Consider the following 15,691-nt stretch of genomic DNA (forward strand, 5'->3'; position numbering starts at 1 on the left):
ATGGATATAGTTTCTTTATGGGACAAAACCCTACAATTAATAAAAGGTGACTTAACTTCAGTAAGTTTTAATACCTTTTTTAAAAACATCGTACCATTAAAAATACATCTTAATGACTTAATACTCTTGGCTCCTAGTGATTTTAATAAAGATATCTTAGAAAATAGATATTTGCATTTAATTGAAGATGCCATCAGTCAGCTGTCACTAAAAAAATATAATATTAAATTTGTATTGAGCGAAAAAGAGGTTGCTGACCTAAATTCTGATAGTACAGATTTAAATTATAGAGTACTTTACCCTAACCTAAATCCAAAATACACATTTGATACGTTCGTTATTGGTAATAGCAATAGATTTGCTCACGCTGCATGTGTTGCAGTTGCTGAATCTCCAGCTAAAGCTTACAACCCGCTTTTTTTGTATGGAGGAGTTGGGCTAGGTAAAACTCACTTGATGCATGCTATAGGACATCACATTGTTAGTCAAAAAAAAGACTCAAAAGTTGTTTATGTTTCTTCAGAAAAATTTACTAATGAACTTATAAACTCTATAAAAGATGATAAAAACGAAGAATTTAGAAATAAGTATAGAAATGTAGATGTATTATTAATTGATGATATTCAATTTATAGCAGGAAAAGAAAGAACTCAAGAGGAGTTCTTCCATACGTTTAACACTCTTCATGAGGCAAATAAACAAATAATTATATCTAGTGATAGACCACCAAAAGACATACCTACACTAGAAGATAGACTAAGATCGAGATTTGAAATGGGACTTATAACTGATATTCAAGCACCAGACTTTGAAACAAGAATTGCTATACTTAGAAAAAAAGCTCAATTAGAACGCATCGAAGTACCAAATGAAGTTATGTCATATATAGCAAAAAATATCAAGTCAAATATAAGAGAACTAGAAGGTGCCTTAACTAGAGTAGTTGCTTATTCTTCTCTTAGTAATAGAGTGATATCTTTTGATCTTGCTACAGAAGCTTTGAAAGATATTATAACAACGTCTAAAAATGAAGAAATAAATGTTCTTAGAATAAAAGAAAAAGTATCTTCTGTATTTAATATAAAAATGGAAGACTTCAATTCTAAAAAAAGGACACGCTCAATAGCTTATCCTAGACAAATAGCTATGTATTTAACGCGCGAACTTACTGATTTATCCCTTCCTAAAATAGGAGAAGAGTTTGGGGGTAGAGACCATACAACAGTAATTCATGCTCATGATAAGGTATCTAAAGATATAGCAGAAAGCGAAGAAATTAAGACTAAAATAGACAAAATCATATCAGATTTAAAGGGATAATTTATACACAATTGTCTGTTTATATCTATTGGATAACTTGTTTATATCTTTTTTGAATAAAAATTATTAACAAATAATTAAGTCTCTAATAACAAAGATATTAACATATTATACACATGTTGATATCTTTGTATTTATAACGTTATACGTACTTATTAACATTATCAACAACACCTACTACTATTACTACTATGATTTTAACTTATTTTTTTATATAAAAGGCCAAAGGAGGTTATCCACATTGAAAATAATTTGTAATCAAAAAATCCTAGCAAATAGAATTGGGATTGCTCAAAAAGCTATTAATGGAAAAACAACTATAGAACTATTAAAAGGTATACTTATATCTACAGAAGAAGGTCAATTAAAACTTACAGGGTATGATGCTGAGATAGGAATAGAAACTTATGTACAAGCAGAGATTATAGAAAAAGGTGATGTTGTTGTAGATGCAAGATTATTTGGAGATATAATTAGAAAATTACCAGATTCTTTTGTTGAAATAGAAACAGATTCAGAAAATAATATTTACATAAATTGTGTAAATTCTAGATTCAAAATTAAAGGATATGCAGCTAAAGAATTTCCTAAACTACCAGAATTAAACGAAGAAGATTTATATAGCATACCTCAAGAAATTCTAAAAAATATGATTAAACAAACCGTATTTGCTATTTCCCAGGACCAAACAAAACCTATTTTGATGGGAGAACTTTTAGAAATTGTGGATAGAAATTTAAATTTAGTGGCTATTGATGGATATAGATTGGCTGTAAAAAGTTGTTCAGTGGATAGTTTAACTGAAAATATAAAAGTCATAATTCCTGGAAAGACGCTTATAGATGTAAATAGCTTACTTTCTGGAGAAGATAATGTTAAAGTTGGATTTAATGAAAAAAATGCTATTTTTATAATCAATGATACAAAGATTATTACAAGGTTACTTGAAGGAGATTTTATTGATTATAAAAAATTATTACCAAGAGAACATAATAGCAGAGTTAAATTAAACACTAAAGAACTTTTAAATAGTATAGAAAGAGCATCTTTATTGTCTCAATCAGAAAAAAATAATCTTATAAAATTATCTATAAGAGATAAAGTAATGGCAATTACTTCTAATACAGAAAAAGGAAATGTATATGAAGAAGTTGAAATAGATTTAGATGGAGATTATCTAGATATAGCTTTCAATTCTAGATACTTTATTGAAGGTTTGAAAAATATAGATAATGAGGAAATATTTATAGAATTTACTACAAATGTAAATCCTTGTATAATTAAACCAATAGATGATGTTAATTATATTTATTTACTACTTCCAGTAAGAATATCATCAAATATATAGCAGACATGAAGGAGTTGTCTTTTGTAGAAAAATTTTTCTAATATTAGACAACTCCTTTTATAAGTACATTTATGGTATAATATACTTTTAGTGTATCAATAGGAATTTGCCTAAAATAGTGACAAGGAGGAACTATTATGACTGAAATAACTATAGAATCAGAATATATAAAGTTGGACCAATTTCTTAAATTAGCAGACATTGCATCAACTGGAGGTCATGCAAAATTTTTAATTCAAGAAGGTTTAGTGACAGTAAATGATGAAATAGAACTAAGAAGAGGAAAAAAGATAAAATCAGGAGATATAGTTGAAATAGAAGGAACTAAAATAAAAGTATTGTAAAAAAGGAGAACTTTTTGTGAAACTTAAAAGTTTGCAACTTGTTAATTTTAGAAATTATGAAAAGTTGCATCTGGAATTTAATGGAAAAGTAAATCTTCTTGTTGGGAAAAATGGTCAAGGAAAGACAAATATAGTAGAATCTATTTATATGCTCTCTTTTGGGAAATCATTCAGAACCAACAAAGATAAAGAAATGGTTAGATTTAATAGTGAAAATTTATATATTGGAGGAAGTTTTTCAAAATATAATAAATATAGTCTAATAGAGCTAATTATTGGAAAAGATAAAAAGGGGATACGAATAAATAAAGTCCCTTTACAAAAAATACAGGAATTACTTGGCAACTTAAATGTTGTCATATTCTCTCCTGAAGATTTGAGACTGGTTAAAGAAGGACCTAAAGAGAGAAGGACATTTATAGATAAAGAGATTAGTCAGATTATGCCTAAATATTATAAATATCTTACCAATTATAATAAAACACTTTCTCAAAGAAGCAGAGTGCTTAAAAGCATGCATGTTGATGAGGCTTTATTAGATGTATATGATGATACATTAGCAAAGTATGGAAGTTATATTTATATTTTGCGTAGAGATTTTATAAAAAAGATAGCCAATATATCTGAGAATATGCATATGAATTTGACTAATGGAATTGAAAAATTGTCAATTAGATATAAGAATCAAATAAATATAACTGATGAAGATACTATAGAGACAGTATATAATAAATTTTTAGCCAAGTTGTCATCGAATAGACCTAATGATATAGAATCTAAGACTACCAGATATGGTATACACAAAGATGACTTAAATATATTCATAAATGATTTAGATGCAAGACTTTTTGGTTCACAAGGTCAACAAAGAACAGCTTCAATATCACTAAAGCTATCAGAAATAGAATTAATAAAAAATGAAGTTGAAGAATATCCAATATTAATTTTAGATGATGTTTTTAGTGAGTTAGATGAAGCACGACAAAAACTTTTAGTAAACAATTTAAGCAATGTTCAAATGTTTATAACAAGTGCTGAGGTTTCACATAAAAAAATATTTGATGAAAAGGATGTTACAATATTTAATATTGAAAATGGCGATGTTATTAGCATAGAGAATGGAGGAAATTAAATGAAACAAGAATACGGTGCAAGTCAGATACAAGTATTAGAGGGATTAGAAGCCGTTAGAAAAAGACCAGGTATGTATATTGGTAGTACAAGCCCTAGAGGTTTACATCACTTAGTTTATGAAGTTGTAGATAATAGTATAGATGAGGCTTTACAAGGATATTGTTCAGACATATATGTATCTATTAATGAAGATGGCAGTGTTTTAGTAAAGGACAATGGAAGAGGGATACCTGTTGAAATACATCCTAAGACTGGTAAATCGACTTTAGAAACAGTACTAACTAATCTTCATGCAGGAGGAAAGTTTGGAGGCGGAGGATACAAAGTATCTGGAGGTCTTCATGGAGTTGGTGTTTCTGTAGTTAATGCACTGTCAAAATGGATGCTAGCAGAGGTTTATTTAAATGGAAAAGTATACAAGCAGACATATGAGAAAGGATTACCAACATCTAAACTTGAAGTAGTTGGAGAATCACAAGACAAAGGAACCATGATTCAGTTCATGCCAGATGAGACAATATTTGATGAAATAGAATTCAAATATGAAACATTGGAGTATAGACTTAGAGAACTTTCTTTTTTGAATAAAGGGATAAAAATAGTATTTGAAGACAAAAGGGAAGGTCAACAAAAAAGAAAAGAATTCCACTATACAGGTGGTTTGGTAGAATATATTAAGTATTTAAATAAATCTAGAACTGGTATACATGACGACATAGTTTATATAGATAAAAAGGTTGACGATTGTTTTGTCGAACTAGCTATGCAATATACAGATGGTTACACAGAGAACATATATTCTTTTGCAAATAATATAAATACACATGAAGGTGGTTCTCATTTAAGTGGATTTAAAGCGGCTCTTACCAAAACTGTAAATGATTATGCTAAAAGAAATAAATTTTTAAAAGAAAATGATGTTAACTTACTTGGTGAAGATATAAGAGAAGGTCTTACAGCAGTAGTATCAGTTAAATTACCAGAACCTCAATTTGAAGGTCAAACTAAAACAAAACTAGGTAATAGTTTTATGAGAGGTCTAGTTGATAGTGTAACAGTTGATGAACTTGGTTCCTTCCTAGAAGAAAATCCAGCAACAGCAAGAATCATAGTTGATAAAGCTTTAAGAGCACAAAGAGCTAGAGAAGCCGCAAAAAAAGCAAGAGAGTTAACAAGAAGAAAAAGTGTATTAGAAAGCACATCTTTACCTGGAAAACTTGCAGATTGTGCAGAAAAAGACCCTGCTAAAAGTGAAATATTCTTAGTCGAAGGGGATTCAGCGGGAGGTTCAGCTAAACAAGGTAGAGATAGAAATAGTCAAGCTATACTTCCATTAAGAGGGAAGATACTTAATGTTGAAAAATCAAGACTAGATAGAATATTATCTTCAGATGAAATAAAAAATATGATAACAGCTTATGGTTGTGGTATTGGAGAAGATTTTGATATAGATAAGGCTAGATACCATAAAATTATAATTATGACCGATGCCGATGTAGATGGAGCTCATATAAGAACTTTATTATTAACATTCTTCTTTAGATATATGAGACCTCTTATAGATGAAGGATATGTTTATGCAGCACAACCACCTTTATATAAAGTTACAAAGCAAAAAAAGGAACATTATGTTTATTCAGATAAAGAACTAAATATCTTATTAGATGAAATTGGAAGAAATGGTGCAGAGCTTCAAAGATACAAAGGTCTTGGAGAGATGAATGCAGAGCAATTATGGGATACAACTATGAATCCTGATACAAGAACTTTATTACAAGTAACTGTAGAAGATGCTGCAATTGCAGATGAAGTATTTTCAATGCTTATGGGTGATAAAGTAGCTCCAAGAAAAGAATTTATAGAAGAAAATGCAAGATTTGTTAGAAACTTAGATATATAGAGAGAGGGGATTAGTATACATGGAAGAAAATAACAAAATACTCCCTATTGAAATAGCGGAAGAAATGAAAAAGTCATATATTGATTATTCGATGAGTGTTATAGCTGGACGTGCTCTTCCTGATGTTAGAGATGGTTTAAAGCCAGTTCATAGAAGAATATTATACTCAATGAGTGAATTAAATTTAACTCCAGATAAACCTTACAGAAAATCAGCTCGTATTGTTGGGGACGTTTTAGGTAAGTACCACCCTCATGGAGATACTGCTGTTTATTATGCAATGGTAAGAATGGCTCAAGACTTTTCAACTAGAGCACTTTTAGTAGATGGTCATGGTAACTTTGGTTCTGTTGATGGAGATTCACCAGCAGCTATGCGTTATACAGAAGCTAAAATGAGTAAATTATCATTAGAGTTATTGAGAGATATAGAAAAGGAAACTGTAGACTTTAAACCAAACTTTGACGAATCATTAAAAGAGCCTTCAGTATTACCAGCAAGATATCCTAATTTATTAGTAAATGGCTCTAATGGGATAGCTGTTGGTATGGCAACTTCAATACCTCCACATAACTTAGCTGAGGTAATTGATGCAACTATATATTTAATTGATAATCCAGAGTGTAGTGTAGATGATTTAATAAAATTTGTGCAAGGTCCAGATTTTCCTACAGCTGCAATTATAATGGGAAAAGAGAGTATAGCGGAAGCATATAGAACTGGAAGAGGAAAAGTTAAAGTTAGATCTAGGGCTTTTATTGAAGAACTTCCAAAAGGAAAACAACAAATAATAGTTACAGAAATACCTTATCAAGTAAATAAAGCTAAATTAGTTGAGAGAATAGCTGAGTTAGTTAAAGAAAAAAGAATAGAAGGTATATCAGATTTAAGAGACGAAAGTAATAGAAATGGTATGAGAATTGTTATAGAATTAAAGAGAGATGCTAATGCTAATATAGTATTAAATAATCTGTATAAACATTCTCAAATGGAAGATACTTTTAGTATAATAATGCTTGCACTTGTAGATGGGCAACCAAGAGTTTTAAATCTTAAGCAAATATTATTTCATTATATTAAACATCAAGAAGATGTTGTTACAAGAAGAACTAAATTTGAATTAAATAAAGCTGAAGCAAGAGCACATATTTTAGAAGGATTAAAAATTGCTTTAGATAATATAGATGCAGTTATAAGCCTGATAAGAGCTTCAAAAACAGGTCAAGAAGCTAAACAAGGCTTAATAGAAAAATTCAAGTTAACTGAAATTCAAGCTCAAGCTATATTAGATATGAGACTTCAAAGACTTACAGGTTTAGAAAGAGATAAGATAGATGCTGAATATGAAGAGTTAATTAAGAAGATAAATAGATTAAAAGAAATTCTAGCTGATGAAAGATTACTTTTAAATGTAATAAAAGATGAAATTACAATAATAAAAGAGAATTATTCTGATGAGAGAAGAACAGAGATAAGACATGCTGAAGGCGAAATAGATATGAGAGACCTTATAAGCGATGAAGAAATAGCAATAACTCTTACTCACTTTGGTTATATAAAGAGACTTCCATCGGACACTTACAAGAGTCAAAAAAGAGGTGGAAGAGGTATTTCAGCACTTACAACTAGAGAAGAAGATTTTGTAAGACATTTAATAACTACAACTACTCATAGTAGACTGTTATTCTTTACAAATAAAGGTAGAGTGTTTAAACTAAATGCATATGAAATACCTGAAGGTAAAAGACAAGCTAAAGGTACTGCTATAGTGAATTTACTTCAATTATCAGCAGATGAAAAAATTGCTACATTGATACCTATAGATGGCAATGATGAAAATGAATACTTACTACTTACAACAAAAAAAGGTATTGTTAAAAAGACTAAGAGAGAAGAGTTTAGAAATATAAATAAATCTGGTCTTATTGCTATAGGTTTAAGAGATGATGATGAACTTATTGGAGTAGAACTTACAGATGGAAAACAAGAAGTACTTTTAGTTACTAAAGATGGTATGTCTATAAGATTTGATGAAAATGATATAAGATATATGGGTAGAACAGCAATGGGTGTAAAAGGTATAACTTTAAGTAAAGACGATTTTGTTGTGTCTATGAACCTTTGTAGTAAAGGTACAGATGTATTAGTTGTAAGTAAAAATGGTTTTGGAAAAAGAACAAATATAGAAGAATATAGAAGCCAAATAAGAGCTGGTAAAGGAATTAAAACTTATAATATCTCTGAGAAGACTGGCACAATTGTAGGTGCAGATATGGTTAATGAAGATGATGAGATAATGATTATAAATTCTGATGGAGTTCTTATTAGAATAAGAGTTAATGAGATATCACTGTTTGGAAGGGTCACAAGTGGTGTTAAATTAATGAAAACTAATGATGAAGTCAATGTAGTTTCGATTGCCAAAATAAATATTGAAGAAGAATAGGATAAATATCCTATTCTTTTTGTATAATGTACTTAGATAAAAATTTAAAATTGAAAGGAGTAGTTGTTATGTGTAATAAAAAAAGTTGTAAAAAAGGTGGATTTTTATTAATAGGAGCTATTTTAGGTTTTGTATTTGGTCTGTTTTTTGCACCAAAAAAAGGTTCTGAATTAAGAAAAGAAACAAAAGAGAAGTTTAATGATGTGAAAGAAAATCCAAAAGAAGTTCTACATGAAACATTTAATGATGTCAAAGAGAGAATAATAAATTTAGTAGATGATGATAATAATGAAGAAGATATAAAGATTTCTGAAGAAGATATAGTAATAAGTAAAAGCTTTGATGACGAGGGAGATGTTAACTAATGAATGCATGGGGGTGGCAGATTGGAGCAGTGTTAGTAGGTAGTTCTGCTCTTATAGTAGCAATTTATTTAGCTAAAACTCTAAATAGCCTAAATAAGGTTGTTGAAAAGGCTTATAAGATTGTAGATTATAACGAAAGACACATACAGGATATTGTTGAAAATGCATCATCAATATCAAAGGGAATAGATGATATAGTTTATGTAATTAATAAAATAATGAGTATAGGAAATATATTTAAAATTATTAAGAGGAAATAGGAGGTTTTTACATGTCTATGAATATAGATTCAAATTTAGATTCTCAAAATAAATTTTGGAATGTTTGTCTTGATGGAGAACTTGATGTTTCTACTGCAGATAAACTAAAGGAACATTTGCATAACTTGATAGAAAAAAATATGTTAGATGTAAAAATTAATCTTAAAGATTTAGATTATATAGATTCAACAGGTTTAGGAGCTATGATAGGTGTATTAAAAAAATTAAAAATAAACGAAAAAGAGATATACATAGTAAATCCTAAGAGTAATGTCAGAAAGATTTTTACTATAACAGGTCTAGATAAAATATTTAAAGTGGAGGGATAGACTTTGGCTTGTGAGACTATAAAGATGGAAATTACTACAAATCCGGATTATGTTAGTATAATAAGATTAACAGCGTCTGGAATTGCTAATAAGATGGGATTTCCAATAGATGATATAGAAGATATAAAGGTAGCAGTATCAGAAGCGTGTACAAACGCAATAAAGCACAGTAAAGATGATGTGTTCAATATAGTATTTAATATCTTAGATAATGCAATTAATATAGAAATTCAGGATAATGGAAAAGGATATGATGTTAGCTCAATAAGTACACCAGATTTAGAGAATCCAAAAGAGAGTGGTCTTGGACTATTTATAATTAGAACTTTAATGGATGATGTAGATATTGAATCAGAACATAATCAAGGAACAAAAATAAAAATGACTAAATATTTAGGAGTTGATATTTAATGAAAAATGTAGCTAATGCTACACATTACCTAAATATGGATACAAAAGAGCTATTTAATTTATATAATAAAAATAAAAATGTAGATATTAGGAATATTCTTATTGAAAGGCATCTGTATTTAGCAAGATTGTTAGCTAAGAAGTATATAAATAAAGGTGTTGATTTTGAAGATATATATCAAGTTGCTTCATTAGCGTTAATTTATGCTATTGATAGATATGATGTTGAAAAAGGATTTGAATTCTCCAGTTTCGCGACACCAACTATAGTAGGAGAAATAAAAAAATATTTTAGAGATAAAGTGTGGACACTTAGAGTACCAAGAAGAATACAGGAACTAAGTAAAAAGATAAGTGATGCAAAGATTAAATTGGAACAAGAAAATAAAAAGCATCCGAAAGTAAAAGATATAGCTGATTATATAGGAGTTAGTGAAGAAGATGTTCTAGAGGCTATGGAAGCTTCTTACGGGTATCAACCTATGTCTTTAGATTCATCAAGTAATGATGATTCAGAAGATAAAGATATAACTCTTATTGACAAGATAGGAAAAGAAGAAGGTAATTTTGGAAGTATAGAGTATGAAGATTTTATTAATAAGTTTATTAAAACTTTGAATGAATTGGAAGTAAAAATATTTAAAGATAGATTTTTCTTTGATAAAACACAATCTAGTATAGCTAAGGAATTAGAGATATCTCAGATGACTGTTTCTAGACTGGAGAAAAAAGTAGTAGAAAAGCTAAAAAAAGAATATGAAAAGAATTTATAAAAAAATATAAAAAAGTATTGACCTACTGTTTTAAAGATGGTATAGTATTACTTGTCCTTGAAAAAAGGAAAAAGAAATAAACACGAACATTGAAAATTAAACAGTAGGTTAATTTATATTAAGAAACAAACCATAAAGCCAGATATTTTGATAACAATAGTATCTGAGCCTGATAAACTTTTATTTGAGAGTTTGATCCTGGCTCAGGATGAACGCTGGCGGCGTGCCTAACACATGCAAGTTGAGCGATTTACTTCGGTAAAGAGCGGCGGACGGGTGAGTAACGCGTGGGTAACCTACCCTGTACACACGGATAACATACCGAAAGGTATGCTAATACGGGATAACATATTTGAGAGGCATCTCTTAAATATCAAAGGTGAGCCAGTACAGGATGGACCCGCGTCTGATTAGCTAGTTGGTAAGGTAACGGCTTACCAAGGCGACGATCAGTAGCCGACCTGAGAGGGTGATCGGCCACATTGGAACTGAGACACGGTCCAAACTCCTACGGGAGGCAGCAGTGGGGAATATTGCACAATGGGCGAAAGCCTGATGCAGCAACGCCGCGTGAGTGATGAAGGCCTTCGGGTCGTAAAACTCTGTCCTCAAGGAAGATAATGACGGTACTTGAGGAGGAAGCCCCGGCTAACTACGTGCCAGCAGCCGCGGTAATACGTAGGGGGCTAGCGTTATCCGGATTTACTGGGCGTAAAGGGTGCGTAGGCGGTCTTTCAAGTCAGGAGTGAAAGGCTACGGCTCAACCGTAGTAAGCTCTTGAAACTGGGAGACTTGAGTGCAGGAGAGGAGAGTGGAATTCCTAGTGTAGCGGTGAAATGCGTAGATATTAGGAGGAACACCAGTTGCGAAGGCGGCTCTCTGGACTGTAACTGACGCTGAGGCACGAAAGCGTGGGGAGCAAACAGGATTAGATACCCTGGTAGTCCACGCTGTAAACGATGAGTACTAGGTGTCGGGGGTTACCCCCCTCGGTGCCGCAGCTAACGCATTAAGTACTCCGCCTGGGAAGTACGCTCGCAAGAGTGAAACTCAAAGGAATTGACGGGGACCCGCACAAGTAGCGGAGCATGTGGTTTAATTCGAAGCAACGCGAAGAACCTTACCTAAGCTTGACATCCCAATGACATCTCCTTAATCGGAGACTTCCCTTCGGGGACATTGGTGACAGGTGGTGCATGGTTGTCGTCAGCTCGTGTCGTGAGATGTTGGGTTAAGTCCCGCAACGAGCGCAACCCTTGTCTTTAGTTGCCATCATTAAGTTGGGCACTCTAGAGAGACTGCCAGGGATAACCTGGAGGAAGGTGGGGATGACGTCAAATCATCATGCCCCTTATGCTTAGGGCTACACACGTGCTACAATGGGTAGTACAGAGGGTTGCCAAGCCGTAAGGTGGAGCTAATCCCTTAAAGCTACTCTCAGTTCGGATTGTAGGCTGAAACTCGCCTACATGAAGCTGGAGTTACTAGTAATCGCAGATCAGAATGCTGCGGTGAATGCGTTCCCGGGTCTTGTACACACCGCCCGTCACACCACGGGAGTTGGAGACGCCCGAAGCCGATTATCTAACCTTTTGGAAGAAGTCGTCGAAGGTGGAATCAATAACTGGGGTGAAGTCGTAACAAGGTAGCCGTATCGGAAGGTGCGGCTGGATCACCTCCTTTCTAAGGAGAATTACCTACTGTTTAATTTTGAGGGTTCGTTTTTACGAATACTCAAAATTAGCACTTTAAGCAACAGAATAAACTGAACGAATGTGAAGTTTGTTTGTTGGCGCTGTGCCTTAGCACTTTAAGCAACAGAATAAACTAAGCGCATGCGAAGTTTGTTTGTTGGCGACGTGCGTTAGCACTTTAAGCAACGGGATTTATCCGTTGGCGCTGTGCCTTAGCACTTTGAAAACTGCATATATATTTAGTGATATGACATCTAATTTGTAATATATAAAGCTGATAACTTTTAAAAATTATCAAGTTGATAGACTTTAATCTATCAAACCTTTTTAACTGGTCAAGTTATTAAGGGTGCAGGGCGGATGCCTTGGCACTAGGAGCCGATGAAGGACGTGATAAGCTGCGATAAGCTTCGGGGAGTTGCACGTAAACTTTGATCCGAAGATTTCCGAATGAGGAAACTCACTTAGAGTAATGTCTAAGTATCATTAAGTGAATACATAGCTTAATGAGGGGAACTCAGGGAACTGAAACATCTAAGTACCTGAAGGAAGAGAAAGAAATTCGATTCCGTAAGTAGCGGCGAGCGAACGCGGAATAGCCCAAACCAATAAAGTTTTCTTTATTGGGGTTGCGGACATATCATAACGAAGAGGTATCGTAATTGAAGAGGTTTGGAAAGACCCACCACAGAAGGTAATAGTCCTGTATGTTAAACGAGAAGACTTCAGATATGATCCAGAGTACCACGGGACACGTGAAACCCTGTGGGAAGCAGGAGGGACCACCCTCCAAGGCTAAATACTACCTAGTGACCGATAGCGTATAGTACCGTGAGGGAAAGGTGAAAAGAACCCCGGGAGGGGAGTGAAATAGAACCTGAAACCCTGCACTTACAAGCTGTGGAAGCACATTTCTTGTGTGACCGCGTACTTTTTGTAGAACGGGCCAACGAGTTACGTTAAGTAGCAAGGTTAAGCACTTAAGGTGTGGAGCCGTAGCGAAAGCGAGTTTTAACTGAGCGTTCAGTTACTTGATGTAGACCCGAAACCGGGCGACCTACCCATGAGCAGGATGAAGCGAAAGTAAAATTTCGTGGAGGTCCGAACCCACGAGCGTTGAAAAGCTCGGGGATGACTTGTGGGTAGCGGTGAAATTCCAATCGAGCCCGGAGATAGCTGGTTCTCCCCGAAATAGCTTTAGGGCTAGCCTCAAGGTGAGAGATACGGAGGTAGAGCACTGAATGTCCTAGGGGGTATTGCACCTACCGAAGACTATCAAACTCCGAATGCCGTCATCTTATACTTGGGAGTCAGACTGTGGGTGATAAGATTCATAGTCGAAAGGGCAACAGCCCAGATCGTCAGCTAAGGTCCCTAAATGTAAGTTAAGTGGTAAAGGATGTGGGATTGCACAGACAACCAGGATGTTGGCTTAGAAGCAGCCACTCATTCAAAGAGTGCGTAATAGCTCACTGGTCGAGTGATCCTGCGCCGAAGATTTCCGGGGCTAAAACTTACTACCGAAGCTACGGCATCATTATGATGGGTAGGGGAGCTTCCCATACGGGTTGAAGCATGACCGTAAGGACATGTGGACAGTATGGGAGTGAGAATGTTGGCATGAGTAGCGAGATGTGGGTGAGAATCCCACAGGCCGTAAACCCAAGGTTTCCAGGGGAAGGTTCGTCCGCCCTGGGTTAGTCGGGACCTAAGCTGAGGCCGAAAGGCGTAGGTGATGGACAACAGGTTGATATTCCTGTACTACCGATAACCGTTTGAGAGATGGGATGACACAGTAGGATAAGCTAAGCACACTGTTGGTTATGTGTGCCCAAGCATTGAGGCAGTCAGAGTAGGTAAATCCGCTTTGATAATGCTGGGATGTGATGGGGAGCGAAATTTAGTAGCGAAGTAGCTGATTTCACACTGTCAAGAAAAGTCTCTATCGAGGTTAAAGGTACCCGTACCGCAAACCGACACAGGTGGGTGAGGAGAGTATCCTAAGGCCCGCGAGAGAACTGTTGTTAAGGAACTCGGCAAAATGACCCCGTAACTTAGGGATAAGGGGTGCCACCATCCGGTGGCCGCAGAGAATAGGCCCAAGCGACTGTTTACCAAAAACATAGGTTTCTGCTAAGTCGCAAGACGATGTATAGGAGCTGACGCCTGCCCGGTGCTGGAAGGTTAAGGGGATCTGTTAGAGTAATCGAAGCAGTGAACTTAAGCCCCAGTAAACGGCGGCCGTAACTATAACGGTCCTAAGGTAGCGAAATTCCTTGTCGGGTAAGTTCCGACCCGCACGAAAGGCGTAACGATTTGGGCACTGTCTCAACAACAGACTCGGTGAAATTGTAATTCCGGTGAAGATGCCGGATACCTGCGACAGGACGGAAAGACCCCATGGAGCTTTACTGTAGCTTGACATTGGGTCTTGGTACTACATGTACAGGATAGGTGGGAGGCTTTGAAACCAGGACGCCAGTTTTGGCGGAGCCATCCTTGGGATACCACCCTTGTAGTACTGGGACTCTAACCATAGGCCATGAATCTGGTCTTGGGACACTGTCAGGTGGGCAGTTTGACTGGGGCGGTCGCCTCCCAAAAGGTAACGGAGGCGCTCAAAGGTTCTCTCAGTACGGTCGGAAATCGTACGTAGAGTGTAAAGGCAAAAGAGAGCTTGATTGCAAGACATACAGGTCGAGCAAGGATGAAAATCGGACTTAGTGATCCGGTGGTTCTGCGTGGAAGGGCCATCGCTCAACGGATAAAAGCTACCCTGGGGATAACAGGCTTATCTCCCCCAAGAGTCCACATCGACGGGGAGGTTTGGCACCTCGATGTCGGCTCATCACATCCTGGGGCTGTAGTAGGTCCCAAGGGTTGGGCTGTTCGCCCATTAAAGTGGTACGCGAGCTGGGTTCAGAACGTCGTGAGACAGTTCGGTCCCTATCCGTCGCAGGCGTAGGAAATTTGAGAAGACCTGTCCTTAGTACGAGAGGACCGGGATGGACGTACCTCTGGTGTACCAGTTGTTCTGCCAAGGGCATGGCTGGGTAGCTATGTACGGAATGGATAAGCGCTGAAAGCATCTAAGCGCGAAGCCAACTTCAAGATAAGATTTCCCACCGCAAGGGTAAGACCCCAGAAAGACTATCTGGTTGATAGGTCGAAGGTGTAAGTGCAGCAATGTATTTAGCTTATCGATACTAATAGGTCGAGGACTTGACCAAATTATTTGATGTTCATTCAGTAAAATATATGTGTAGTTTTTAGAGTGCTAACTCTATATGTTTAAACTTGTCAAAAATTATAGATTTTTAGTAGTTTTATAAACTAAAAAATCGAATAAAAAAAGTATTGACATAAT

The 15,691-nt window shown here is 35.1% G+C and carries 11 protein-coding genes and 2 rRNA genes; all 13 read left to right on the forward strand.

The window, feature by feature from the left end:
* The 13 genes from dnaA (at window position 1) to ACTG44_RS00065 (ending at window position 15,554) form a co-directional block, all read left to right on the forward strand.
* The gene (gene dnaA / locus ACTG44_RS00005; RefSeq protein ID WP_021386592.1) at window positions 1–1,320 is read left to right on the forward strand and encodes a chromosomal replication initiator protein DnaA; all 1,320 of its coding nucleotides are present in this window, start codon (window positions 1–3) and stop codon (window positions 1,318–1,320) included.
* Window positions 1,321–1,561: 241 nt separating this feature from the next.
* A complete protein-coding gene (dnaN, locus tag ACTG44_RS00010) occupies window positions 1,562–2,668 on the forward strand; it encodes a DNA polymerase III subunit beta (RefSeq protein ID WP_021386621.1) in 1,107 nt (368 codons plus the stop codon).
* A gap of 137 nt (window positions 2,669–2,805) precedes the next feature.
* The gene (gene yaaA, locus ACTG44_RS00015; protein ID WP_021386627.1) at window positions 2,806–3,012 is read left to right on the forward strand and encodes a S4 domain-containing protein YaaA; all 207 of its coding nucleotides are present in this window, start codon (window positions 2,806–2,808) and stop codon (window positions 3,010–3,012) included.
* Window positions 3,013–3,028: 16 nt separating this feature from the next.
* On the forward strand, window positions 3,029–4,144 hold the full coding sequence (gene recF, locus ACTG44_RS00020; RefSeq protein ID WP_021386574.1) for a DNA replication/repair protein RecF: 1,116 nt from the start codon (window positions 3,029–3,031) through the stop codon (window positions 4,142–4,144).
* Window positions 4,145–6,046 carry a DNA topoisomerase (ATP-hydrolyzing) subunit B gene (gene gyrB / locus ACTG44_RS00025; RefSeq protein WP_479917847.1) on the forward strand — a complete coding sequence of 634 codons (1,902 nt, stop codon included), beginning with the start codon at window positions 4,145–4,147 and terminating at the stop codon, window positions 6,044–6,046.
* A gap of 19 nt (window positions 6,047–6,065) precedes the next feature.
* On the forward strand, window positions 6,066–8,492 hold the full coding sequence (gene gyrA, locus ACTG44_RS00030) for a DNA gyrase subunit A (RefSeq protein ID WP_021386572.1): 2,427 nt from the start codon (window positions 6,066–6,068) through the stop codon (window positions 8,490–8,492).
* Between the two features lie 68 nt (window positions 8,493–8,560).
* Window positions 8,561–8,857, forward strand: coding sequence for a YtxH domain-containing protein (locus ACTG44_RS00035; protein ID WP_021386570.1), 297 nt, complete (start codon window positions 8,561–8,563; stop codon window positions 8,855–8,857).
* Window positions 8,857–9,117: a hypothetical protein gene (locus tag ACTG44_RS00040; RefSeq protein ID WP_021386594.1), complete on the forward strand. Its 261-nt coding sequence runs from the start codon at window positions 8,857–8,859 to the stop codon at window positions 9,115–9,117. Before ACTG44_RS00035 ends, ACTG44_RS00040 begins: the two co-directional genes overlap by 1 nt.
* Before the next feature lie 11 nt (window positions 9,118–9,128).
* A complete protein-coding gene (locus ACTG44_RS00045) occupies window positions 9,129–9,446 on the forward strand; it encodes an STAS domain-containing protein (protein ID WP_054268631.1) in 318 nt (105 codons plus the stop codon).
* A gap of 3 nt (window positions 9,447–9,449) precedes the next feature.
* Complete coding sequence (locus ACTG44_RS00050) at window positions 9,450–9,857, forward strand: ATP-binding protein (RefSeq protein ID WP_021386612.1); 408 nt, start codon at window positions 9,450–9,452, stop codon at window positions 9,855–9,857.
* The gene (locus ACTG44_RS00055; protein WP_021386626.1) at window positions 9,857–10,630 is read left to right on the forward strand and encodes a SigB/SigF/SigG family RNA polymerase sigma factor; all 774 of its coding nucleotides are present in this window, start codon (window positions 9,857–9,859) and stop codon (window positions 10,628–10,630) included. Before ACTG44_RS00050 ends, ACTG44_RS00055 begins: the two co-directional genes overlap by 1 nt.
* A gap of 180 nt (window positions 10,631–10,810) precedes the next feature.
* Window positions 10,811–12,313: ribosomal RNA gene (locus ACTG44_RS00060) — 16S ribosomal RNA — on the forward strand.
* A gap of 344 nt (window positions 12,314–12,657) precedes the next feature.
* Window positions 12,658–15,554: ribosomal RNA gene (locus ACTG44_RS00065) — 23S ribosomal RNA — on the forward strand.
* The 16S and 23S rRNA genes sit together here, the layout of an rRNA operon.
* Window positions 15,555–15,691 lie beyond the last annotated feature (137 nt).

This window comes from Clostridioides sp. LIBA-2809 (assembly GCF_056688965.1).

Coding starts and splice junctions, on each gene's coding strand:
- dnaA (WP_021386592.1), top strand. CDS start 1: ATGGATATAGTTTCTTTATGGGACAAAACCCTACAATTAATAAAAGGT.
- yaaA (WP_021386627.1), top strand. CDS start 2,806: ATGACTGAAATAACTATAGAATCAGAATATATAAAGTTGGACCAATTT.
- gyrB (WP_479917847.1), top strand. CDS start 4,145: ATGAAACAAGAATACGGTGCAAGTCAGATACAAGTATTAGAGGGATTA.
- gyrA (WP_021386572.1), top strand. CDS start 6,066: ATGGAAGAAAATAACAAAATACTCCCTATTGAAATAGCGGAAGAAATG.
- ACTG44_RS00035 (WP_021386570.1), top strand. CDS start 8,561: ATGTGTAATAAAAAAAGTTGTAAAAAAGGTGGATTTTTATTAATAGGA.
- ACTG44_RS00040 (WP_021386594.1), top strand. CDS start 8,857: ATGAATGCATGGGGGTGGCAGATTGGAGCAGTGTTAGTAGGTAGTTCT.
- ACTG44_RS00045 (WP_054268631.1), top strand. CDS start 9,129: ATGTCTATGAATATAGATTCAAATTTAGATTCTCAAAATAAATTTTGG.
- ACTG44_RS00055 (WP_021386626.1), top strand. CDS start 9,857: ATGAAAAATGTAGCTAATGCTACACATTACCTAAATATGGATACAAAA.